This window comes from Sorangium sp. So ce185 (genome assembly GCF_051526825.1).
GTDB classification, from domain to species: domain Bacteria; phylum Myxococcota_A; class Polyangia; order Polyangiales; family Polyangiaceae; genus Sorangium; species Sorangium cellulosum_D.
The window spans coordinates 9,885,291-9,909,087 of record NZ_CP150316.1 but is presented as its reverse complement, the minus strand read 5'-3'; the positions used below and the strand labels follow the sequence as shown (position 1 = coordinate 9,909,087).

Below are 23,797 nucleotides of genomic sequence, written 5' to 3'. Positions count from 1 at the left end.
GCGGGGCCGCCCCGAGGTGGAGCACCGCCACGCTCGAGGGCGCCGGAGGTCCCTCAGGGGGTGGTTTCGCGGGCTTGCTGGCCCTCACTCGAAGGCGCCTCAGGCGTGGGCGCGGCCGGCGGCGACGGGGAAGGGGAGCCGGCCTCCTGAGCGAGCGCTCCGGAGCGGGCACCGAGCCGGCCGACGAGCGCGGCGAGCGCCGCTTGCACCGCGGCCTGGGCTTCGTGGAACTCGTCGAGACGACGCACCCAGTTCGAGAAGCGCACGCCCGGCGGCCGTCGCGGGATCGGCTCCCGCGGGTCCGGCCCAGCGCCGAGTGCGGCCCGCGCCTTGGTCCGCCGTGCGAGCGCCTGCTCGAGGACACGCTCCTCGGGACGCTGCCGTGTCGCAGGATAGACGAGCCCGGCGCAGCGGCGGCAGCGCAGGCCCGGCGCAGCGAGGTACAGCACGGCCGCCCGCGCGGAGCAGCCGGGACAACGTGCCCAGAGCCGGAGGCCGCCGGAGGCCACGCGGGTCGTCTCGAGCTGCACGGTGATCGTCCCGGCCAGCACGAGGCACGTGCCGGCGATGGCGAGCTCGACATCCGTATCGACCTCGCCGCGTCGGGCGGCACTGGCAAGCGCAGCGATGTTGACAGAGGCGATCTCAGCGGTCCTGCGCCTGCGCACGCCGGCATCATAGCAGGGCTCCATGCCGAACCTTGAGATCAAGCAGCGGAAGGTCAGGTCATCGAGGCCGGCGCGCTCTTACCTTGGCGATGATCTCTTCGTGCGGGATTCCACCTCAACGTGGCGCGTTCTGCTGCTCCCAGCGCTCCTGCGCCTCGATCGCGTCGTCCGCGGCGCGGACACCCGAGACGAAGAGCGCCGCGTGCGCAGGGTCGTCGAGGTCGAGGCCATACCGGAGCATCACGACGCGGTCGCGCGGCGGGACGGAGCGGAGGATCTCGGCGGCGGAGCGGGCGCGGCGTCAGGAGGGCATATTACGAGCATACGAGACGTTCCGTGCTGACGTCGTAAACGAGAAGTATAAGAAGGTGCCGCTCGTCATCACCTTGTCGGGCGAGCGGCGTTGATGGCCCGGCTCGAGACGAAGCATCACGCCGCACCTGCGCTCCCGGAGCGCTCCCGGAGGACGACCCGAGCAAGGGGGCGGCGCAGCGGCGGTGCTCCGTGAGGCCGGCCTCCGGCTGGCCCCCACGCCGGCGGGCCGCCCCAGGCGTGAGCGCGGCCGCAATTCGCGGTAGAAGAGAGCCGCCATGCCCCGCAGGCCCACTGGATCGCTCTTCCGCAACGCCGCTGACCGGCTCTACATCCGCGTCCTCGTCGGCGACAACGACCGCGAGAGCTTCCCGCTCGACCCCAAGCTGACCGAAAAGCAGGCTGAGCAGCGCAAGGAGCTCGTCGCCGACCTCGCCGCGCGGCTGCGCGCCTCGCGCAACGTCACGCGGGACGCCATCGTCGCGCTGCTGGAGCGTGCGGCGGTACGCGAGGGCAGGGCGCTCCGCGACGTCATCGAGGCGGTCGAGGTTGTCTGCCGGGGCGGCGCCCAAGCGAAGGTCGTCCCCGGCGGCAGCTCGGTACCGAAGCAGGTCACCCTCCAGCAGTTCGGTGAGCTCTGGACCTCGGGCGAGCTGGCGCGCATGTACCCCGATCACGTCAAGCCGAAGCGCAGCGTGGAGCAGGACGTCTACCGCTTCGACCGCCACATCTATCCGATCGCCGGTCGTGTCCCTGTCTCGGCCTTCACGCTCGACGACGCGGAGCGCGTCATGCGCGCGCTTCCTGCGATGTCGCCTGCGTCGCGCCGTCACATCGCGCAGCTCCTGCACCGGCTCATGGCGATGGCCGTCTTCCCCTGCCGTCTCCTCGCGACGAACCCGCTCCCCCACGGCTTCCTCCCGAAGCTCGGCCCTGCGAAGGCGAAGGCCTGCCTCTATCCAGACGAGGACGCTCGCCTGCTGGCCTGCACCGCGATCCCGCTCTGCTGGCGCGTTCTCTGGGGCTTCCTGAACCGTGAGGGCCCCCGCATCAGCGAGGCGGCACGCCTGCAGGTGCAGGACGTCGACCTGGATCGCGGCGCGCTGCGCCTCGAGAAGAACAAGACGAACGATCCGCGCGCATGGGCGCTGTCGCCCGGCGTGCCGCAGGCGTTGCGCGCATGGCTCGCGCTCCGCGGCAACCCGGCTCCCTCCGCGCCGCTCTTCGTCAACGAGGACGGCGATCTCTTCAGCGTCGAGCACGCGGCCGAGCGCTTCCGCGCTCATCTCCAGCTCGCCGGCATCGACCGCCCGGAGCTCTTCGAGGACTCCGACGAGCGCCAGCAGGTCCGCGCCCACGACACCCGCTCGACCTTCATCACGGTCGCGCTGGCGAACGGCCGCAGCGAGACCTGGGTCGCCGACCGGACCGGGCACCGGAGCTCGATCATGATCCAGAGGTATCGCCGGGCGGCCAGGACGTTTGCAGAGCTAGGCCTTGGCGAGCTAGCTTCCCTCGCCGAGGCGATCCCCGAGCTCGGGGGCGGAGGCAGGGGAAAAGGCACAGGAAACGGCACAGAGAGGGGTGGGGGTGGGACAAGAATCCGGATAACCGAAGTAAAATCAACAACTTGGCCCCGTGGCGAAATGGCAGACGCGGTGGATTTAAAATCCGCGGCCCCTCGCGGGCGTGCCGGTTCGAGTCCGGCCGGGGCTACCTCATGGGGGACGTGCCGAGCTGGCCCGCGCTGGCGTGATGGGGGGCTCGGTGCTTCCAGCTGAAGCCGCCAGCTCGACCTTCCCCAGCGCCAGCTCGACCTTCCCCAGCGCCAGCTCGACCTTCCCCAGCACCAGCTCGACCTTCCCCAGCGCCAGCTCGACCTTCCCCAGCGCCAGCTCGACCTGAGCTGCTTGCCCGCTTCGAACGGGATCAGGTCGCTCTGTGTCCCACGTGGCGCCGACCTGCCGGGGACGCTGCGCCCCCGTCACGGTCTGATGGCGCTTGTCACGGTCTGAAGGGAAGCGGCGCGCGCCCCGTTTGGCGCTCCTCTGGGGCTCGACAAACCAAGTGGACTCGAGTAATGGGAGCGCCACTACATGGATCTGGACATCGATTGTCTGCGTGAGGCGAAGGTAGAGAACGTAGAACGCCTTGCACACGCTCTGGGCGTCAAGCTGCCCGAGCACAAGCGTCATGACAGGCGTGCTTACACCCGCGAGCTCATTCGCGTGGTGATGCAGGGCATCCGGCGCGACGCCGAGCGGTTCCGCAGCCGCAGGTTCTTCGGTCGCAGCTGACGATTCCACCCACACAGTACGCCCCTTGAGCGTGCCGGCTGGACTGTCCGTTCCCGCCGAGCCCTCGCTTGTTGCGTCTCCGCGTTGGTCGTCCCTCGCTCCTGGCCGAACCGTAGGCCCCCGGAGGGGCTGTTCTCCGCGCGGTGTGGGGGATGGGCCGATGTTTGAGCCTTTGCCTTTGCTCCTCCGGCTTGCCGGAGGAGCAAAGGCAAAGGCGAGTTCGGCGGGGCCCCCACACCGCGCGGAGAACAGCCCCTCCGGGGGCCGATCCGCCCGGAACCTCCTCCCGACCTCCCGACCCCAGCCCCCCGCCCGCCGCCGGCTCCTCGCCGCCGCCCCCTACCGCCCCTGAGGCTTGCTCCGCATCGCCAGCCGGCTCCCCGTCACGCGGCTCCGCGCTGCCAGCAGGAGCGGCGCCGCCGGCGTGAGCGGATCGACCAGGTCGTTCACCTGGAGCATCGCCTTGTCCGTCACCTTCCACGCCGCCGAATGACCCGACACCCCCTGCTGGGGCGACCCCGCCAGATCCAGCGCTCGGCTCAGCTCCCGCCCCACCCGCTCGATCCGCGCGAGCTCCTCCCGCGACGCCCCCCCGTCCTTCGCCGCCGCGTAGATCGCCCGCACCACGCCGAGCAGATCTCGAACGGCATCGAATGGAAACGGCGGGGTGCTGACCGGAATGGGCACTGCGCCAATGTACAGCAACTCGCCGTTCGATGGAGCATTTGCATTCCGATGATGCGCATCAGATTTCCACAGGATCGTCTTGGTTGTAATTTCGAAAACAGAAAAAATCAGTTGAGCGGACCTACCGCCTCCTCCACCGCGGCGATCAGCGCCCCGCTCCGGATGAGCTCGGTCGCCGCCGCGATGTCCAGGTAGAGCGGCCGGTCCTCGACCAGCTCGGGCACCACCCGGCGGATGGCGGCGTGGGCCGCGGCCACCCCCGCGCTCGGGCGGAGCGGGCGCCGCTGGTCCACCCCCTGCGCCGCCGTGATGAGCTCGATCGCCAGCGAGCTGCGGACGTTCTCGATCACCTGCGCGAGCTTGCGGGCGCTGATGCTGCCCATGCTCACGTGGTCCTCGCGGCCGGCGCTCGAGGGGATCGAGTCGACGCTCGCCGGGTGACACAGCACCTTGTTCTCGCTGACCAGCGACGCGCTCGCCACCTGGGCGATCATGAACCCCGAGTGCAGCCCGCTCCGCGGCGCCAGGAACGGCGTGAGGCCCGTCGAGAGCGCAGGGTTGACCAGCTGCTCGACCCGCCGCTCGCTGATGTTCGCGAGCTCCGCCGCCGCCACCGCGGCGAGATCCAGGGCCAGCGCCACCGGCTGCCCGTGGAAGTTGCCGCCCGAGATCAGCTCGGCGACCCCCTCTCCGCCCCCTTCTCCGCCTCCTTCGCCGAGGAACACCGTCGGGTTGTCCGTCACGCTGTTGACCTCCCGGGTCAGCACCTCGGCGGCCCAGGCGAGCGCGTCGCGCGTCGCGCCGTGCACCTGCGGCATGCAGCGGAGCGAGTAGGCGTCCTGCACCCTCGGGCAGTCCGCGTGGCTCTGCATGATCTCGCTGCCCCCGAGCAGCGCGCGCAGGTTGCCGGCCGTGCCGGCCTGGCCCGGGTGCGGGCGCACCCGCATGAGCCGCTCGTCGAACGGGCGCTTCGAGCCCATCAGCGCCTCGAGGCTCACCGCGCCGGCGATGTCCGCGACCGTGCAGAGCGCGGCCGCGTCCCGCAGCGCGAGCGCGCCGAGCGCGGCCATGTACTGGGTCCCGTTGATCAGCGCGAGCCCCTCCTTCGCGGCGAGCTCGATCGGCGCGAGGCCGGCCTTCGCGAGCGCCACCGCGCTCGGCATGAGCTGCCCCTCGAGCCGCGCCTCCCCCTCGCCGATGAGCGACAGCGCGAGGTGCGCGAGCGGCGCGAGATCGCCCGACGCGCCGACCGAGCCCTGCGCCGGGATGCGCGGGCACACGCCGCGCTCGAGCAGCGCGACGAGCAGGTCGAGCACCTCCGTGCGCACCCCCGAGTGCCCCAGCGCGATCACCTGCGCGCGCAGGAGGATCATCGCGCGCACCTCGGCGTCGCCGAGATCCGGCCCGACCCCGCAGGCGTGGCTCCGCACGAGGTTCCGCTGGAGCGCACGGATGTCGTGATCGGCGATGCGCGTCTCCGCGAGCGCGCCGAAGCCGGTGTTGATCCCGTACACCGCAGGCGCGGCGTCGCCCGCCGCCGCGATCGCGTCGATCGCCCGGCGCGAGGCCGCGGCGCGCTCGCGCGCCTCGGCGCAGACCGCCACCGGCCGCCCGCGCCGCGCGACATCCTCGAGATCCGCGAGCGAGAAAGGGCGGCCCAGGAGCAACGGAGACAGAGAAGGAGAGACGGCGGCGCGCGGCGTGGAGAGGGTCACGGGAGCGCACGCTAGAGCGGCGGATGCCTCGAGAAAAGCCGCTGGCGGCGCGATTCGCGGCGCCGCTCGGCCGCCCGCCAGCGACGGACGAGGCCCGGCAGCGCCCCGGCTGGAAAGCGCGGAATCGTGCTCTGCTGCCGGCGACGGGTCGCCCCGCCGGCGACGGAAGAAGAATCCAGTGCCCCGCAGGGATCGATCCGCCTATCCTGCCGGCGCGCTCCGGCCTGCGCCGGCGCGCGGCCGCTTGCTTCCGATGCGCTTCGCCCTGGCCCACCTCGCCCCCCTTGCGCTCGCCGTCGCGCTCGCCTCGCCGAGCGCCGCTCAGCCCGTCGAGGGCGCGGACGCGGGGCCGGGAGCCCCGCCGGCCGCGGCAGACGCCGACCGCTTCGAGGAGCGGCTCGTGCTGGACACCGGCCGCTCGCCGCCGCCCCCGCCGGACCCGACCCGGTCGACGTTCTCGGTGCAGGGCGAGTACCAGCTCCGCTACCGCGCCATGACCGACCTCCGGCTCCGGGCGCCGCCCCTCTCGGATCCGGGCGCGACGACGCTCGGGCAGAACCAGTACATCGCCCACTGGCTGCGCCTCTCGCCGCGCTTCCACTACAAGGACAAGGCCTCGATCGTGGCCCAGATCGACGTCGTCCGCGGGCTCATCGCCGGCGACACCACGCGGCACGTCGAGCAGGTGCGCGACGCGCGCGCCGCCCTGGCCTGGTACGACGTGCACCCGCGCTACCTCTACCTCGAGGTGCCGTCGTCCGTCGGCGTCTTCCGGGTGGGCCAGCAGGGCGCGCACTGGGGGATGGGGCTCGTCGCCAACGACGGCGAGCGCGCGACCCTCTTCGGCGACTACGAGCGCGGCTCGCTCGTCGAGCGCGTCATGCTCGAGGCGACGCCGATGGGGCGGGCCGGGCCGCTCGTCGTGACCGTCGCGGCCGACCTCGTGTTCGAGGACAACGCGGCCGACCTGCTCGGGAACGACGTCGAGGGGCAGGACGAAGGGGAGGGCGATCGCGCGGTCCAGGCGGTCGTGTCGGCGCTCTGGCGCGAGCGGCGCGGCGAGGTCGGGATCTACGGCGCCCTGCGGCGGCAAGCCCGCGAGCGCCGCGCGAACACGAGCCCGGCCCGGTTCACCGAGGCGCTCGCGGCGGCGGTGATCGACGTGGCCGGCAAGTTCGACGCGCCGGTGCCAGGGGGCGGCGCCCACGTCTACGGCGCGCTCGAGGCCGCGGTGATCCTGGGCGCGGCGTCGTTCGTCCCGCGCGGGCCCGAGCCGCTCGCGGGCGCGGCGGCGGGGCGCGCGCCCGTGGCGGTGCGCTCGGTCGGCGGCGCGGCCACGCTCGGCGCGGTGCACGTCGCGGGCCGCGGCCTGCGGCCGGCGGATCGGTGGGGGCGCGTCGTCACCGAGCTCGAGGCCGGCTACGCGTCGGGCGACGACGACCCCAGGGACGACGTGTCGCGGCGGTTCACGTTCGACCCGAGCCACAACGTCGGGCTCATCCTCTTCGACCAGGTGCTCGCCTGGAAGACGGCGCGCTCGGCCACGATCGCCGAGCGGGAGCTCTTCGCCGCGTCGCCCGAGCCCGGGATCAGGTCGCTGCCCTCCAAGGGAGGCGTGTTCGGCGCCGCCTACGTGAACCCGCGGGTCGTCGTGCGGCCGGCGCGCTGGCTCGACCTCAAGGCGGGCGCGGTCATCGCCGAGGCGACGGCCGACGTCGTCGACCCGCACAACCCCCGGGCGGGCGGCGTCCTCGCCAACTACGACGGCGGGGACAAGCGCCGCCGCGACCTCGGCGTCGAGCTCGACCTCGGCGTCGACGCGCGCATCGCGATGGGCAGGCTCGTCACCATCCAGCTCGGCACCGAGGCCGGCGTCCTCTTCCCCGGCGGCGCGTTCGACGACGCCGCCGGCACGGAGCTCCCCGATCAGTACCTGCTCACGCTCAAGCTGGGCGTGATCCACTGATCCGGCCGGGGCTCGCCGGCCCTCGGGCGAGCTCGCGCGCGACACGGCAGACGAGGGCCGCCCAGGGTGGTAGAGGGCGTCTGCGTGGCGGGCGCGGCGCGGCGCGTCGAGCGCGCGGCTCGTCGAGGCCGGGCGACGGCGCCGGCCGCGGCCTCGCCCTCCGGAGGAGAGACATGGGAGAGAAACGATGCGCAAACGACTCGCGCTGAGCCACCTTCCGACCCCGATCCAGCGCCCGCGGCGGCTGGCCGAGGCGCTCGGCGTCGACCTCTACGTGAAGCGCGACGACATGACCGCCGGCGCGGAGGCCGGCAACAAGGTCCGCAAGCTCGAGTACCTGCTCGCCGCCGCGCGGGAGGAGGGCGCCGACTGCGTGATCACCTGCGGCGGCCTGCAGTCGAACCACGCGCGCGCGACCGCGCTGCTCAGCGCCTCGCTCGGCCTGCGCTCCGTGCTGTTCCTGCGCACCGCGGATCCGTCGGCCGGGGCGCCGCTCGGGGGCAACGTGCTGCTCGATCGGCTCGCCGGCGCGGAGATCCGGCTGATCTCGCCCGAGGCGTACCGGGGCCGCGACGCCGTCATGGCCGAGGCGGCCGCCGAGATCCGCGCGGCGGGCGGCCGGCCGTACGTGATCCCCGAGGGCGGCTCGAACGGCCTCGGCGCGCTCGGCTACGTGCGCGCGATGGAGGAGATCCGGAAGCAGCTCGACCTCGGCCTCGCGGGGGGCAAGCCGTTCGACGTCGTCGTGCACGCGTGCGGCTCGGGCGGGACGGCGGCGGGCGCGGCGCTCGGCGCGGCCCGCTACGAGGTGGCCGGCGAGGTGCGCGCGATGGCGGTGTGCGAGGACAAGGCGACGTTCGCGCGCGTCGTGGTCGCGATCATGGACGACGCGCGCTCGCTCGATCCGCGCCTCGGCGCGCCCGCGCACCTCGTCATCGACGACTCCGCGCGGGGGCCGGCCTACGGGGTGTCCACGCCGGAGCAGCGGGCGCGGATCGTGAAGGCGGCGCGGCTGTCGGGGCTCGTCCTCGACCCGGTGTACACGGGCAAGGCGTTCTCCGGGCTCTGGGACATGGCCGAGCGGGGCGAGCTCTCGGGCAAGCGGGTGCTGTTCCTGCACACCGGCGGCCTGCCCGGGCTCCTCGCGCAAGCCGCGGACTTCACCGACGCCCTCTAGGGCGGGCCGCTCGCGCCGGCCGCGTCAGGCCCCGCCGCGCCACCACGCGTCGGCCAGCGACGCGTCTTCCAGCGTGTCGATCTCCATGTAGCCGCCGTGCGTGTCGATCTTGTGCAGGGCCGCGCCCGACTCGAGCATGTGCTGGAGCAGATCGATGAGGTAGGCGCGCCGGAACGAGCGGCCCTCGCGGAACTCCGGCCGCTCCGCGAACGAGGCGCGCGCGGCGTCGAACGCGGCCAGCAGCCGCGCGGCGCCCCGCGCCGACAGCTTCATCACCCCGATGAACTCGCCCGTCGCCGCCTCCGAGGGGATGCGGCGCGAGATCTCCACGACGCGGTCCCCGTCGGCGCGGAGCTTCTCGGCGTCGGTCTCGGGGTGCTGCGAGCGGTTCACATACCGGCGCCGCCAGTCCGTGTCGCAGGCGAGCGCGATGTCGTGCGGAGAGCGCACCAGATCCGCCACGATCCCGGGCCGGTAGACGATGTCCGCGTACGTCGAGACGAAGCCGCCCTGGAGGTGCTCGCGCGCGCAGAGGAGCGAGAGCAGGATGTTGTTCTGCTCCCAGTCGCGGTTCTCGACGTACGTGAGGTCCGGGTAGGCAGCCCGGATCACCTCGGCCTTGTAGCCGCAGACGAACACGACGTCCGACCGCTTGAAGCCGCCCGCCGCGAGCGCGTCGAGGATGCCGTCGAGCATCGGGCGGCCGAGGATCGGGACCAGCGTCTTCGGCAGCTCTTCGGTGAGGTGACGCAGCCGGCTGCCCCGGCCCGCCCCGATGATCACGGCCTTCACGGCTCCGCCGTTACCACGAACGGGCTCGGGAGAGCCCAGGGACGTGAGGAACCACGAGAAAACAAGCGGGATCCTGGCCCCCGTTATGGAAACGTGACCGTGCGCTGACCCCGTGCCGCGGACCACCGGGCTACGACCCGAGCATGGAGATCGCGATCGTCCTCATCGCCCACTCTACGCTTTCGGTCTTTTTCCAGACCTTCTTCCTGCACCGGTACGCCTCGCACCGGATGTTCACGATGTCGAAGCGTTGGGAACGAATTTTTCACTTCCTGACGTACCTGACGCAGGGCTCTTCGTACCTGGTTCCGTGGGTTTACGCGATCTTGCACCGCATGCACCACGCGTACAGCGACACGCCGAAGGACCCGCACTCGCCGCGGTACTACTCGAGCGTCGTCCCGATGATGCTCGACACCGCGAAGCGCTACGACGCGATCTACGAGGGCACGGCCGACGTGGAGCCGCGCTTCCGCGGCGGCTACCCCGAGTGGCGCACGCTCGATCGCATCGGCAACTCGTGGATCAGCCGGCTCGCGTGGGGCACGGGCTACGTGGTCTTCTACGCGGCCTTCGCCTCGCACTGGTGGCAGTTCCTGTTCCTCCCGCTCCACTGGACCATGGGCCCGCTGCACGGGGCGATCGTGAACTGGTGCGGCCACCGCTACGGCTACCGCAACTTCAACAGCGACGACGACTCCCGCAACACGCTGGCCCTCGACCTGGTGACGCTCGGTGAGCTCTTCCAGAACAACCACCACAAGTACGCGATGAGCCCGAACTTCGCGGTGCGGTGGTTCGAGATCGACCCGGCCTACCAGGTCATCCGCGTGTTCGCCTGGCTGGGCATCCTCCAGATGTCCGACAAGGTCCAGGTCGCCCGTCTCGAGCCCGAGGTCGCGCGCGCCGAAGGGTAGGGGCGACCTTCCTGCCGGCCGCGCGGGTGGTGACCGGATTTGAACATGAAGGCGGGAAGGCGGGAAGAAAAGATCAATGATCTTCCTGCCTTCCCGCCTTCATGTGAATCGCTCCGGGGCAAATTGGGCCACCGCCGCGCGCACGGCGCGGCCGGCCCTCGAGGCCGCGGAGCCGAGGCGCGAGGTTACTCGAACAGCAGCCGGAACGCGCCGGGCACGTCCTTCGGCCCGATCGTCGCCTTGCGCTCGTTGAACTCCGGGAGACAGGCCTGGTAGGCCGCGTCCACCCGCAGATCGCTCCCGTCCCAGCTCGGCCGCCAGATCTCCATCGTGTCGCGCGCGAGGTCGATGACGTCCCTGAACTGCCCGCGCTCCTTCAGGATCTGCGTGCTGAGCCCGTACATCAGCAGCCCGCCCGGGATCGCCCCGAGCGCCGTCGTCGCCAGGGCCGGATAGCAGATGCGCGCCGTCTTCACCCCGAACTTCCCCTGGATCTCCGCCATCGTCTGGCGCTGCAGCTTCTTCGCGCCGGCGAGCGGGCCCATCGCGTAGACCGGATCGTCGCTCGGGTAGTCGTAGTCGCAGAACGACACCACGCTCTCGCCCTTCGCGAGCAGCCCCGCCGCGGCCAGCGGCTCGGCCCACAGGAGCGACGACGTGCCCATGAACTTGTTCGTCCGCTCGATGTCCGCGTCGTTCGCGACGTCCACCTCGACGAGCCCGAGCTTGCGGATGTTCTCGGGGCGCGAGAAATCCGGCACCTGGAGCACCGGGTCGAACGCGACGTCGAGGTCCTTCACCTTCGTCGGCCCGTGCTCCGCGTACCGCTTCAGCGCGCCGTTCGCGATGCCGTTCACGAGGTGCACCGCCCGATACCGCTCCTTCAGCGCGGCGACCACCTCGTCGATCACCTGCGGCTTCGTGGCGTCGTTGTTCCAGAAGCGCGCCGTGAGCCCCTCGGCCGCCGCCGCGTCCGTGATCGCCTTCACGTGGTGCGGGCCGATCTGCATCTTCTCGCTGTCGAAGTGCACCGCGAAGACGGCGGCCCGCTCCCCGAAGAGCAGCTGCAGCGCGAGCGCCCGGGTGATGCCGTTCGAGCCGCCCAGGATCAGCACCGCCGTGTCCGGGGCGATCTGCGTGCCCGCCGGGCTGATGCGGGCGCGGTGCGCCTCGAGCTGCTCGCTGGCCACGCGCGCGCCGTGCTCGGCCAGCGCGCCGACGAACGAGCGGCGATCCAGGCCGCCGAGAGGAAGCTTCTTGAAGGTCTCTAGGTCATCCATCACGTCCGGCGTCTTACCGTCTCCCGCGGTCCGCGTCACGACTGGACAGCTGCCGCCCGTCCCGGCGCGCCCCCGTCGCGGCGCCGAAGGGGGAGCCCCGCCTCCGTCCGAGCCGTGATAGAAGGATCCCGTGAAGACGGTTCTTGTCACCGGCGGCAGCGGGTTTATCGGGCGCGGTCTCGTGAAGGAGCTGCTCGCGCGGGGGGATCGCGTGACGGTGCTGACGCGCGACGTCGGGCGGACGCAGGCGTCGCTGCCCGGGGCGCGCGTCGTGTCGTGGAGCCCCTACAGCGCGGGGCCGTGGTTCGAGGAGCTCGACGGCGTGGACGGCGTGATCCACCTGGCGGGCGAGTCGATCGTCAAGCGGTGGTCCGAGGACGCGCGGCGCGAGATCGTGAACAGCCGCATCGACACGACCCGCCTCATGGGCGAGGCGATCGGCAAGGCCAAGCGCAAGCCGAGCGCGTTCGTCTGCGCCTCCGCGGTCGGCTACTACGGCCCGCAGCCGGGCGAGAAGGTGCTCGACGAGGGCGCCCCGCCCGGGCAGGGCTTCCTCGCCGACGTCGTGGTCCGCTGGGAGGAGGCCGCGCGCGCCATCGAGGAGCAGCACGGCGTCCGCTCGGTGCAGCTGCGGATCGGCGTGGTGATCGGCGAGGGCGGCGGCGCGCTCGACAAGATGATCGCGCCCTTCCGGTTCTTCCTCGGCGGGCCGATCGGCGACGGCAAGCAGGTGATCCCGTGGATCCACCGCGACGACGTGGTGGCGCTGACCCTGCTCGCCCTCGACAGCGACGCGGTCCGCGGCCCACTCAACGTGACCGCGCCGCACGCGGCGACCGGCGAGGAGGTCGCGCAGGCGATCGGCGCCGTGCTCCGCCGGCCGTCGTGGCTCCGCGTGCCCGAGGCCGTGGTGAAGCTCGGGATGGGCGACGCGGCCGAGATCGTGACCACCGGGCAGCGCGCCTATCCCCGGCGGGCGGAGGAGCTTGGCTACAAGTTCCGCTACGCCCAGCTGATGCCCGCGCTCGAGTCGATCTTCAGCCGCTGAGCGAGCGGCCCGCGCCTCCGAGCGCCCGCGGCGGAGCGGGCGCCCGTCCGCCCCGGCGGCGAAGGATCTGCCTGGGCAGCTGGGCGCCGCGCCGCGGCGCCCAGCTGCTGCCACGCAAGAAGAGCCGCCGGTGGCGCGCTGAGAAGTCGACCGTTGTCGAGCAGCGCACCATCGGGAGCCCGGACGGCGGTTTCCCAGCGCTCCCCCAAGCGCTCCGTCCGCTTCCATGCTTACGACATCGCGCGCCGAGAAGCTTTCGGGATGAGTTGGATTGGCGCGTGCAGGGTATCCCGACTCATGGGCGCAGCGCATCCCCCCATCGCGACGCCAGACACAAAGTCGTTAGGGGAATCCCTTTGCCGCAGCGCACAATCGCGGGGTTGCTCGTCGGAGGCGGTTTTCCAGCGCGTGAGCGGGGGTGAGGAGCGGACGCAGCCAGCTGTCGCCGTCCGGACAGGCAACCACCCCGGCGTCGCCCGGCGCGGGGCGGCGCAGCCGGGGGGCGGACAGGCGCGCTCGTGCGTTCATGGGCTGATGCCGCGACTCTGGAGGATCTCGCGCACCACGGCCTGCGCGGACGTGGGCAGCTCGGCGAGCGAGGCGCGGGCGAGCTCCACGAACTTCATGCCGCGCGCGCGCTTCAGCGCCTCGACGGCCGCGGCGCGCTCCTCGGCGCCCTCGTGCTGGAGGATGCCGAGGAGCATCTCGCCGGCCTCGAGCGTGTCGATCTTCGCGATCGCGCGCACGGCGCTGGCGCGCACGGCGGGCGCCTGCGACTCGCGGTAGATGCGGGCGAGCGGATCGAAGGCGTGGGCGAAGCGGAGCTCCTCGAGCGCGCGGGCGGCCTCGTGGACGACGGTGGGGTCGGGGTCCACGAGCGCGTCGCGGAGCGTGATGAACGTGCGCTTGTAGAGGAAGCGGGAGAGCGCGCGGACCACGGCCACCCGGATCTTCGGCTCGGGGCGGCGGAACAGGTGCTCGAGCGGCGAGAGGATCGTGTAGAGCTCGACCGTCGCGAGCTGCTCGGCGAGGCTGATGAGCTGCTGCGCGGGCGAGCGCTGCGCCGGGGCGGCCTCGGGCGTCGCGCCCTCCACGGCGAGCGCGGTCAGGCGGGCGAGCATCGCGCGGCGGCGGGTGACCTCGGACCACTGCGCCGGGTCGAGGACGATGTCGCCGCACGCCTGGCTGGCGCTGCCGGCCTGCTCCCACTCGACGAGGTCGATGTGCCAGACGTCGGGGAAGCCGAGCTCGTGGCGGAGGTGCGCCGGCAGCGGCGACGCGTCGATCGGCAGGTCCTGCGCGTTCACGTAGCGGCCGCCGGCGCGGGCGTAGTGCTTCTTCCGGGTCTCCTCGAGCGGCAGCTGCGTGAGGGCGCGGTAGACGCTGCCCACCTTGCTGTACTGCCCCGCCTCGCCGAGCGCGATCACGGCGGCGAGCAGCGCGTTCTCGGCGATCTCGGGCGGCGCGGCGCGCTTCTGCGAGACGGCGGACACCTCCTGCCAGAGCCGGGCCTGCGCGAGCACGGCGAAGTTGGCGACGGCGGTGAGCCCCTCTTTGCGCGCGTACGCGGCCATCTCGCGGGCGAGCGTGGCGGCGGCGGAGATCTCCCCCTGCTTCTCGGCCGCGGCGACGGCCTCCTCGTAGGACTGGAGCGCGTAGTAGCGCAGGTGGTCCTCGCGCAGGATGCGGATGACGTTCACGTAGCCCTCGAGGACGTGCTCGAAGGCGCGGCTCTCGCGGCCGACGGCGATGAGGACCTGGTAGCAGTCGAAGGCGCGCTCGCGCTGGCCGATGGTCTCGTACCGGTCGGCGGCCTCCTCGAGCAGGTGGACGGAGGCGAAGACGGCCTCGCGCGCGGCGGTGGCGTCGCCCGTGCGGAGCGAGGTGCGGGCGAGGTTGAAGCGGGCGAGGCCGGCGGCGTAGAGGTCGCTGCCCGACGAGGAGAGCAGCTGGGCGAGGCGCGACCAGAGGGCGCGGGCGCGGGCGAAGTCCTGGCCGCGCTCGCGGGCGATGGCGGCCTGCGCGACGAGGCCGGCGGCCTCGTACTCGTCGGCGGCGCGGGCGTAGAGCCGCTTCTGCCGCTCGGGGTCCTGCTCGCGCTCGGCCCAGGCGAGCACGGTGCGCGCGCGGTCGATGGGCGGGACGTGGGCGATGAGGGGGCGCTGGCTGTGCTCGCCGCCCGCGTACCAGGCGACGGTGAGGGCGCTCCTCGGGTCGCCGAGCCGGACCAGCACCTCGCGGAGCTCGTCCGTCATGGCGACGTAGTCGTCCTCGCGGGCGATGGTGTGCTGGAGGGCGCTGAAGAGCGCGTCGCGCGCGCGGGAGAGATCGCTCCTGGCCAGCGCGGAGCGGGCCTCGTCGCGGAGCTCGTGCAGGGGGCGGACGCCTTGGGTCATGCGGGTGGCCGGCGGGGGAGCGTAGTACAGGTCGGGGGAGGGCGGCGCGGCGCCTGCGAGGGCGGCGCGGCGCCTGCGCTCCCGTCCTCTCGCGTGGGAGGTCGCTCGCCGTCGCCGCGAGACGAGGTCCTGTCATGGCACGAAGCCCGACCACACGAGGCGCGATCCGGGCATGCCGGCGCCCGACGCCGGGCGGCCGGGACTCGAACGGAGAGCCGGCGGCCGGCGGGTGCGCAGGGGAGAGGGCGGTCGGACCGCCCGGCGAGGCGCGAACTCGATGGGCAGAGGGCGGTCGGACCGCCCGGCGAGGCGCGAACTCGATGGGCAGAGGGCGGTCGGACCGCCCGGCGAGGCGCGAACTCGATGGGCAGAGGGCGGTCGGACCGCCCGGCGAGGCGCGAACTCGATGGGCAAAGGGCGGTCGGACCGCCCGGCGAGGCGCGAACTCGATGGGCAAAGGGCGGTCGGACCGCCCGACGAGCCGTGATCTCGATGGGCAGAGGGCGGTCGGACCGCCTGCCGAGCATGGGCGCGTGTCGGTCCAGCGCGTGGATCTCGCGGATACACCTCCGGATCACCAGATGGGCCGGGCGTTTTTTCGCTCGCGATGTGGGACGAGGCGCGCCACGATAGCTCCTATCGAGCATCTCCTGCGTGCGGTGTCGGGCGGTGAGCCGCGGACGCTCGTAAGGAGTCGATCAAGCCATCGAGTAGGCTCGGCAGGTCCGGCTTTGGCGTGTGATCCCGTATCGACGCCAAGGTCGGGCCGGCGGAAGACGCTACCGTGCCGGAGCGAGGCGCTCCGGGCGCAGGCCGCCCATTGTCCTGGGGAGAGGGAGACGGATGAACGCTCGTGAGCCCAAGAAGGAAACCACCGCTGCGCAGGCAGCATCACCGGCCGCACCGGACGCCGGAGCACGCGGCAAGAGCCGAGACCCCGCGTCCGTCGCCCGGGCGGGGTCCGATAAAGACACCGAGGCGCCGAAGGGCCTCCCCGGCGCGCCCAAGGCGCCGGAGCTGCCGGCGCCCGCGCTGCCGAAGGGAGGCGGCGCGATCCGCGGGGTGGATGAGAAATTCGCCGCGAACCCGGTGACGGGCACGGGGTCGTTCTCGATCCCGCTGCCGCTGAGCCCCGGCCGCGCCGGGTTCGGGCCAGCGATGGCGGTGACGTACGACTCGGGGGCTGGCAACGGCCCGTTCGGTGCCGGCTGGCAGCTATCGATCCCGCGCATCACGCGAAAGACCGACAAGGGCCTTCCGCGTTACGACGACGCGCACGAGAGCGACGTGTTCGTCCTGTCCGGCGCGGAGGATCTCGTGCCCGCGCGGTCGCTCGACGGCGCCGAGCTCGACCGGTACGAGACGGAGGACGAGCGGGTGATCCGCTACCGTCCCCGCGTCGAGGGCGCATTCGCGCGGATCGAGCGCCGCGAGGTGAAGGCGAGCGGGAACGTGTACTGGACGGCGACGACGCCGGACAACGTCACCAGCGTCTACGGGCGGAGCCCGGAGGCGCGGATCGCCGACCCGGCCAGGCCGGAGCGCATCTTCTCGTGGCTGCTGGAGGAGACCTGGGACGACAAGGGCAATGTCGTGGCCTACGCGTACAAGGCGGAGGACCTGACCGGCGTGGCGCGCGACGAGGCGGCGGAGAGCCACCGCCACGCGGGCCGCGCGGCGGTCGCGAACCGCTATCTCAAGCGCGTGCGTTACGGGAACACCGTGCCGGGCGACGCGGAGAGCAGCTTGTTCGAGGTCGTCTTCGATTACGGCGAGCACGACGCCGCCGCACCGACGCCTGTGGCGAGCGCCCCGTGGCCCGTCCGCCAGGACCCGTTCTCGGTGTACCGCGCCGGCTTCGAGATCCGCACGTACCGGCTCTGCCGTCGCGTGCTGATGTTTCACCGGATGCCCGAGCTCGGCGAGGCGCCGTGCCTCGTGCGGTCGCTCGACCTCACGTATGCGGAGAACGCTACCCTGACGCGGCTCGCCGCCGCGACGCAGGCCGGCTATGTCCGCGATCCGCAAACCCAGGCGTACAGCCGCGAGGCGCTCCCGCCGATCGCGCTGACGTACAGCGAGCCGGTGATTCACCGCGAGGTGAAGTCGCTCGATCCCGAGAGTCTGCGCGACCTGCCCGGCGGCGCGATGGGGGCCGGGCGGCGGTGGGTCGATCTCGATGGAGAGGCGCTGCCCGGCGTGTTGATCGAGGAGGGCGAGGCGCTGTATTACAAGCAGAACCTCGGCGGGGGCCTCCTGTCCCCGGCGCGGCCGCTGCCGTCGCGGCCGGCGGTCCTGAACGGCGGGCAGCTGCTCGACGTCGACGGGGACGGGCGCAAGGAGATGGTGGTGTTCGAGCGGCCGGTGGCGGGCTACTTCGACCGCACGGATGCTGGTTGGGCGGCGTTTCGCCCGTTCGCGTCGCAGCCGAACGTCGACTGGAGCGACCCGAACGTCCGTCTCATCGACCTCAACGGCGACGGGCACGAGGACATCCTGATCACGGGGCCCGACACGTTCACGTGGTATCCGTCGCTCGCCAAGGGCGGCTTTGACCGGCCGATCACGATCACGCGCCCGAGCGACGAGGAGCGCGGGCCGGCGCTCGTGTTCGCCGACGCCACGCAGAGCATCTTCCTGGCCGACATGAGCGGGGACGGGCTTGTCGACCTGGTGCGGATCCGGAACGGCAACGTGTGTTACTGGCCCAACCTCGGCCATTGCCGCTTCGGCGCCAAGGTGCAGATGGGCGGCAGCATGCGGTTCGATTATGCGGACCGCTTCGATCCGAAGCGCATCCGCCTCGCCGACGTGGACGGCTCGGGGACGACCGACGTCGTTTACCTGCACCCGGACGGCGTGCGTTTTTATGCGAACAACGCCGGCAACACGCTGGCCGCGCCGGTGATCCTGCCGCGGCTGCCGGACGTGAGCGAGCTCGCGGCGGTCGACGTGATCGACCTGCTCGGCTCCGGGACCGGGTGCCTGGTGTGGGCCTCGTCGCTGCCCGGGGCGCGCCCCGCGGTGCGCTACATCGATCTGCTCGGGAGCAAGAAGCCGCATCTGTTGACGTCGGTCGCCAACAACCTCGGCAGCACCACGACGGTGACGTATGCCCCGTCGACGAAGTTCTACCTCGCCGACCGGGCGGCGGGCCGCCCGTGGGTGACGAAGCTGCCGTTCGTGGTGCACATCATCGAGCGCGTCGAGGTGTTCGACGCGGTCTCGCGGCATCGCTTCGTGACGACGTATGCTTACCACCACGGCGACTACGACGGGGTGGAGCGGGAGATGCGCGGCTTCGGCATGGTGGAGCAGCGGGACACGGAGTCGTTCTCGGCGTTCAGCGGGACGGGCTTCACGCCGTCCGCGGCGAACGCCGATCCCGAGCTGCACCTGCCGCCGGTGCTGACGAAGACGTGGTTTCATACCGGCGCCTGGATCGAGGGGTCGAAGATCTCGGCGCAGTATGAGAGCGAGTATTACGCCGGCGACGCAGGGGCGGTTCGCCTGGAGGATACGGTGCTTCCCGAGGGGCTCAGCGCCGTGGAGATGCGCGAGGCGTGCCGGGCGCTCAAGGGGCGGCCCCTCCGCCAGGAGGTCTATGCGCTCGACGGCTCGGCGGAGGAGCCGCGTCCGTACGTCGTCGCGGAGAGCAGCTACGGGCTCCGGCGGCTCCAGCCCGCGGTGGGCCGTGCGCACGCCGTGTTCTTCGCCCATCCGCGCGAGACGCTGGAGTACCATTACGAGCGCAACGAGAGCGACCCGCGCGTGACGCATGCGCTCACGCTGGAGGTCGACAACCACGGCGCGGTGAAGCGGACGGCGCAGATCGGGTATCGCCGGCGGGCGGCGTGGGCGGAGCTCCCCGAGCAGGAGGAGGGGAAGGCGACGCTGACGGAGAACGACGTGGTGCACCAGATCCCGGACCAGGAGGGTGCTTATCGGATCGGGGTGCCGATCGAGAGCCTCACTTACGAGCTGCACGGCCTGCCGCTCGGCGAGGAGGGGGTGCTCGCGTTCCAGGACGTCCTCGACGCGGCAGATGGCGCGGCCGACCTCGCTTACGACGGGACGCCGAGCGTGGGCTTCGAGAAGCGCCTGTTGCAGCACACGCGCACGAGGTACTGGAGCGACGATCTCACGGGGCCGCTGCCGTTCGGCGAGGTCGGCAGCAGGGCGCTGCCGTATGAGAGCTATGCCAAGATCCTCACGACCTCGCTGATCACATCGGTGTTCGGAGCCAGCGTCACGAGCGGCGTGCTCGCGGAGGGCGGCTACCTGCAGCTCTCGGGCGATCCGGACTACTGGGTGTCCTCGGGGCGGGCAGTGCCCTCGGCGGCCCACTTTTATCAACCGACGGCGTTCGTCGATCCGTTCGGCAACACGTCGCAGGTGGTCTATGACGCGTATCGCCTGCTCGTGATCCAGGTGACGGATCCTCTGAGCAACGCCGTGATTGCTGTGCCCGACTACCGCGTCCTCGCCCCACGGCAGCTCACCGATGCCAACGGCAACGTGAGCGAGGTGCGCTTCGACGCGCTGGGCAGGGTCACGCTCTTGGCGGTGATGGGCAAGCCGGGGGCCGGCGAGGGCGACACGCCCGAGGACCCGACGGTCACGTTCACCTATGATCTGGAGCGATTCCAGAGCACCGGCAAGCCGAACGTGGTGCACGCGCGCGCCCGCGAGCAGCACGGCGCTGGCAACACGCGCTGGCTGGACACGTATACGTACTCCGACGGCTCCGGCAACGCGGTGCTGCGCAAGGTGAATGCGGAGCCGGGGCTGGCGCCCGAGCGCGACGGGACCGGCGCGCTGGTGCACGACGCGCAGGGCAACCTGGTCTTCTCGCACGCGACGCCGCGCTGGGTCGGCACCGGGCGCACGGTGTTGGACAACAAGGGCAATCCGGTCAAGCAGTACGAGCCGTTCTTCAGCGCGACGTACGAGTACGAGGACGAGGCGGAGCTCGTGGAGTGGGGGGTCACGCCGATCCTGCGGTACGATCCGCTCGGCCGGCTCATCCGGACCGACCTGCCGAACGGCACGTTCTCGCGGGTGGAGTTCGATGCGTGGAAGCAGACGTCGCACGATCCGAACGACACGGTGCTGGAGAGCGCGTGGTACGCGGCGCGGCAGGCGCTGCCTGCGGGCGACCCGGAGCGGCGGGCGGCGGAGCTCGCAGCGGTGCACGCCGGGACGCCGGCGGTGAGCCACCTGGACGCGCTGGGGCGGGTGTTCCGCGCGGTGGCGGACAACGGGGCTGAAGGGCAGTACGTCACCCAGACGACGCTTGATATCGAGGGGCGGCCGCTCGCGATCACCGACGCGCGTGGCAACCAGGCGATGCAGCATCGGTTCGGGCTGGGTGGGCAGCTGCTCTATCAGAACAGCAACGACGGCGGGGAGCGGCGGATGCTGGCGGGCGCGACCGGACAGCGGCTGCGGGCGTGGAACGGGCGAGGGTTCGCCTACCGCTCGTCGTACGATGGCCTGCGCCGGCCGGCGCACGAGCACGTGCAGCTGGGCTCGGGCAGCGAACGGGTGGCGCGTCGTTACGTCTACGGCGAAGCGCATCCGCAGGCGACGTCGCTGAACCTGCGCGGTCGGGCGTACCAGGTGTATGATGGCGCGGGAGTGGTGACGAGCGAGGCGTACGACTTCAAGGGCAACGTGTTGCAAGCGTCGCGGCGGCTGCGCAGCGACGTGCACGCGGACGCCGACTGGTCGGTGCTGGCAGGGCTGACGGATGTGTCCGCCATCGCGACGGCGGCCGACCCGTTGTTGGAGATCGAGAGCTTCGACACGCAGACGGCGTACGACGCGCTGAACCGGCCGACGAGCGTGACGGCGCCGGACGCGAGCGAGGTGAAGCCGACGTACAACGAGTCGGGGCTGCTGGAGCGGGTGGAGGCGCGGATTCGCGGCGCGGTGGCGTGGACGACGTTCGTGGACGACATCGACTACGACGCGAAGGGGCAGCGCGAGCGGATCGAGTACGGCAACGGCACCTCCACGGACTATACGTACGACCCGCTGACGTTCCGGCTCACGCGCCTGAAGACGACGCGGAGCTCGGACAGCACGGTACTGCAGCACCTGAGGTACGTGTACGACCCGGTCGGGAACATCGTGGAGATCGGGGACAGCGCGCAGCAAACGGTGTTCTTCAACAACGATGTGGTGTCGCCGAGCGCGCAGTACGTGTACGACGCGGTCTACCGGCTGATCGAGGCGACGGGTCGGGAGCACGCGGGCGGGCTGTCGGACGCGCCGCGCGACCAGAACGACCTTCCGATCCAGTCGCTGCCGCACCCGAACGACCCGCAGGCGCTGAGGAACTATACGGAGCAGTACGTCTACGACGCGGTGGGCAACCTGCTGAGGATGGTGCACCAGGCGGGGACGGGGAGCTGGACGCGGTGGTATGCGTACGAGGCGGCGAACAACCGTCTGGCGAGCACGACCGGCGATGCGGAGCACGGGCCGTTCAGCACCTATGCGCATGACGCGCACGGCAACATGACGTCGATGCCGCACATCACGGCGCTGACCTGGGACGAGAACGACCAGGTGCGGAGCACGGATCTCGGCGGCGGCGGCGACGTCTACTACGACTACGATGCTGCGGGGCAGCGCGTGCGCAAGGTGTGGGAGCACAGCGGGCTCGTGGAGGAGCGCATCTACCTCGGCGGCTACGAGGTGTACCGGAGGCGCAACGGCTCGGGGCTCTCGCTGGAGCGGCAGACGCTGCACGTGATGGATGGCGCGCGGCGGGTGGCGATGGTGGAGACGAAGACGGTGGACACGTCGGGGCCGTTCACGGTGACGCCGCGGGTGCGCTACCAGCTCGACAACCACCTCGGGTCGGCGTCACTGGAGGTCGACGAGGCGGGGCTTGTGATCGGGTACGAGGAGTATCACCCGTACGGAACCACGGCGTACTGGTCGGCGGCGTCAGGGATCGAGGTCTCGCAGCGGCGGTACCGGTATACGGGCAAGGAGAAGGACGAGGAGACGGGGCTCTACTACCACGGGGCAAGGTACTACGCGCCGTGGCTCGGGAGGTGGACGAGCGCGGATCCAGCGGGATTGGTAGATGGGCCGAACCTGTACATGTATGTTCGTGGAAATCCCGCTGTGTTTCGCGACCCGACCGGACATCTGACCTGGCTGGAAGAGCAGCTCGACGGCATCGTCAATCCAACGAATCCCATCGCCAGGGGTGTGGTCGAGAACCTGCGCAAGCGTGGCGAGGCCGTCGCCAATGCGCCTGAAGCTATTAAGAAGATTGTCGAAAAGGAGGGCATGACGGGCCTTGTTGAGACCGTCGTGAGCGGGGCGGGGGCCCTCGTCAAGGATACTGGTGAGGCGCTCGGCGATATTGCTTGGGAGGCGACTCATTACGATGGCGACAAGAGTGCGGATAAGATCGCAAGTCGGTCGCTCGACGTCGTTTTGAATACCGCCGATGCCGTAGCCCTGGTGGCCGGAGGTGTGGGAGCCGCCAGAGCAGCGGGCAGAGGTGCGGCCGCGGTAGGCAGGACCATCGAAGGCGCCGCGGCGGCCATCAAGACCGGGACGCCAGCGCTCGCAGTTGTCGGAGGTGGCGTTGTTGGTGACACGGCAGTCGCAGCCCAGGCTGGAACCGCTGGTGGCGCGTCAGGGCTCAAAGCGCTTGGTGGTGCCACTACAGCCCTCAGCACCGGCGGCAAGGGGGCCGGTCCTCCTAAACCCGCCGGAGGAGCAGCGGCGCCTGAAGCAGGACCGAAAGCACCGTTTCCGAATCAGCTCCCGGAGAGGCTCGCGGGAGAGTTGGCTGAAGCAGCCAAGGTGGGCGCGAAGCCGATTCGTCCTGGGACGCCCGCTTTCGAGGCAGCCGTGAACGAGGGCACCATCAAGTGGGTTGTCACCGAGTCAGGTGAACTGGTTATCTCCCCGCACACCGTGAAGGGAGTCGAGATTTCTCACGCGGTGTTGTCAGGTGGGAAGCCGGTGCTTGCGGCGGGACAAGCAGAGGTCGCTGGTATTGGTGGAAAGTTTGTAGGAATGAGAATTTCGAGGTTCAGCGGCCACTTCAGGCCGACGGCCGAGAGTGTTCAGGTCGGTAGGGAGGCGTTCGCACGCCACGGCATCACGTTTCCACAGTAATAGGGAGCCCATGGACGTTCTAGTGCGAGATTGGAATGTAGCAACGCTCGGCGAAATGTCGGACGCCAAGGTTCGAATGCTACACCGGCCTTCGGGAAATTTCCGAGTTAGCCGCAGCATCTATGCAGCGGGCGAGGATGACGATGGCGTCATGCGCGCTGGCATCTGCTACGTCCTTCATGGGACTTGCTCCTTCAGATTCGGCTCTCAGGAGGCGATCGAGATCCGTGAGGGACAATTCGCCACTCTTCCGGAAGGGACTTACCACTTCCGCGTCCTAGGGGAAGCGCCCGTGGAGCTGATCATGGTCTGGGAGCTTCCCGAGGACTTCCGTTCGCCCGCCTGACCTGGCTGATGGCTTTCGGTCATTCTTCCCGTCCTTGGCGAC

Annotated in this window: 13 protein-coding genes, 1 tRNA gene and 1 pseudogene; 8 read left to right on the top strand and 7 right to left on the bottom strand. The window is 71.1% G+C overall.

Translation table 11 applies throughout. The features are described from left to right. Positions 1–53 precede the first annotated feature (53 nt). Both WMF26_RS36365 and WMF26_RS36360 read right to left on the bottom strand, forming a co-directional pair. Positions 54–692 (bottom strand): hypothetical protein, encoded by a 639-nt coding sequence (locus WMF26_RS36365; protein ID WP_437996459.1) that lies wholly within the window; start codon positions 690–692, stop codon positions 54–56. 91 nt (positions 693–783) lie between these two features. Then, a complete protein-coding gene (locus WMF26_RS36360; protein ID WP_438002513.1) occupies positions 784–912 on the bottom strand; it encodes a hypothetical protein in 129 nt (42 codons plus the stop codon). A 346-nt stretch (positions 913–1,258) separates the two neighbouring features. Here WMF26_RS36360 and WMF26_RS36355 point away from each other — a divergent pair. From WMF26_RS36355 to WMF26_RS36345, 3 genes and pseudogenes are all read left to right on the top strand, one after another. Further along, positions 1,259–2,395, top strand: a pseudogene (locus tag WMF26_RS36355) (tyrosine-type recombinase/integrase); the annotation flags it as partial. Between the two features lie 217 nt (positions 2,396–2,612). After that, positions 2,613–2,696, top strand: a tRNA-Leu gene (locus WMF26_RS36350). 380 nt (positions 2,697–3,076) lie between these two features. Continuing rightward, positions 3,077–3,277: a hypothetical protein gene (locus WMF26_RS36345; RefSeq protein ID WP_437950713.1), complete on the top strand. Its 201-nt coding sequence runs from the start codon at positions 3,077–3,079 to the stop codon at positions 3,275–3,277. Positions 3,278–3,616: 339 nt separating this feature from the next. Here the strand turns inward: WMF26_RS36345 and WMF26_RS36340 are convergent, their stop codons facing one another. Together WMF26_RS36340 and hutH are read right to left on the bottom strand one after the other, a co-directional pair. Then, positions 3,617–3,964 carry a hypothetical protein gene (locus WMF26_RS36340; protein WP_236644122.1) on the bottom strand — a complete coding sequence of 116 codons (348 nt, stop codon included), beginning with the start codon at positions 3,962–3,964 and terminating at the stop codon, positions 3,617–3,619. A gap of 107 nt (positions 3,965–4,071) precedes the next feature. Beyond that, complete coding sequence (gene hutH / locus WMF26_RS36335; protein ID WP_437996458.1) at positions 4,072–5,679, bottom strand: histidine ammonia-lyase; 1,608 nt, start codon at positions 5,677–5,679, stop codon at positions 4,072–4,074. A gap of 178 nt (positions 5,680–5,857) precedes the next feature. Between hutH and WMF26_RS36330 the strand changes: the two genes are divergently transcribed. Further along, a complete protein-coding gene (locus WMF26_RS36330) occupies positions 5,858–7,645 on the top strand; it encodes a hypothetical protein (RefSeq protein ID WP_437996457.1) in 1,788 nt (595 codons plus the stop codon). A gap of 187 nt (positions 7,646–7,832) precedes the next feature. After that, on the top strand, positions 7,833–8,822 hold the full coding sequence (locus WMF26_RS36325; protein ID WP_437996456.1) for a D-cysteine desulfhydrase family protein: 990 nt from the start codon (positions 7,833–7,835) through the stop codon (positions 8,820–8,822). A gap of 24 nt (positions 8,823–8,846) precedes the next feature. On the opposite strand, the gene WMF26_RS36320 is transcribed toward WMF26_RS36325, so the two are convergent. Further along, positions 8,847–9,614, bottom strand: coding sequence for an NTP transferase domain-containing protein (locus WMF26_RS36320; protein WP_437996455.1), 768 nt, complete (start codon positions 9,612–9,614; stop codon positions 8,847–8,849). Positions 9,615–9,757: 143 nt separating this feature from the next. Here WMF26_RS36320 and WMF26_RS36315 point away from each other — a divergent pair, with 143 nt between their 5' ends. Further along, a complete protein-coding gene (locus tag WMF26_RS36315; RefSeq protein WP_437950709.1) occupies positions 9,758–10,531 on the top strand; it encodes an acyl-CoA desaturase in 774 nt (257 codons plus the stop codon). A 185-nt stretch (positions 10,532–10,716) separates the two neighbouring features. Here WMF26_RS36315 and WMF26_RS36310 read toward each other — a convergent pair whose 3' ends face one another. Next, entirely contained in the window at positions 10,717–11,811 is a 1,095-nt protein-coding gene (locus WMF26_RS36310; protein WP_438002475.1) for a hypothetical protein, read from the bottom strand. A gap of 130 nt (positions 11,812–11,941) precedes the next feature. On the opposite strand from WMF26_RS36310, the gene WMF26_RS36305 reads away from it, so the two are divergent. Then, the gene (locus WMF26_RS36305) at positions 11,942–12,859 is read left to right on the top strand and encodes a TIGR01777 family oxidoreductase (RefSeq protein WP_437950707.1); all 918 of its coding nucleotides are present in this window, start codon (positions 11,942–11,944) and stop codon (positions 12,857–12,859) included. Positions 12,860–13,383: 524 nt separating this feature from the next. On the opposite strand, the gene WMF26_RS36300 is transcribed toward WMF26_RS36305, so the two are convergent. Beyond that, entirely contained in the window at positions 13,384–15,255 is a 1,872-nt protein-coding gene (locus tag WMF26_RS36300; protein ID WP_437950706.1) for a HEAT repeat domain-containing protein, read from the bottom strand. A gap of 843 nt (positions 15,256–16,098) precedes the next feature. Here WMF26_RS36300 and WMF26_RS36295 point away from each other — a divergent pair. Further along, on the top strand, positions 16,099–23,409 hold the full coding sequence (locus tag WMF26_RS36295) for a SpvB/TcaC N-terminal domain-containing protein (protein ID WP_437996454.1): 7,311 nt from the start codon (positions 16,099–16,101) through the stop codon (positions 23,407–23,409). Positions 23,410–23,797: the final 388 nt, after the last annotated feature.

Bases quoted from the DNA above. Each gene is read 5' to 3' on its own strand.
- WMF26_RS36365 (WP_437996459.1), bottom strand. From the start codon at position 692: ATGGAGCCCTGCTATGATGCCGGCGTGCGCAGGCGCAGGACCGCTGAG.
- WMF26_RS36345 (WP_437950713.1), top strand. From the start codon at position 3,077: ATGGATCTGGACATCGATTGTCTGCGTGAGGCGAAGGTAGAGAACGTA.
- WMF26_RS36325 (WP_437996456.1), top strand. From the start codon at position 7,833: ATGCGCAAACGACTCGCGCTGAGCCACCTTCCGACCCCGATCCAGCGC.
- WMF26_RS36315 (WP_437950709.1), top strand. From the start codon at position 9,758: ATGGAGATCGCGATCGTCCTCATCGCCCACTCTACGCTTTCGGTCTTT.
- WMF26_RS36310 (WP_438002475.1), bottom strand. From the start codon at position 11,811: ATGGATGACCTAGAGACCTTCAAGAAGCTTCCTCTCGGCGGCCTGGAT.
- WMF26_RS36300 (WP_437950706.1), bottom strand. From the start codon at position 15,255: ATGACCCAAGGCGTCCGCCCCCTGCACGAGCTCCGCGACGAGGCCCGC.
- WMF26_RS36295 (WP_437996454.1), top strand. From the start codon at position 16,099: ATGAACGCTCGTGAGCCCAAGAAGGAAACCACCGCTGCGCAGGCAGCA.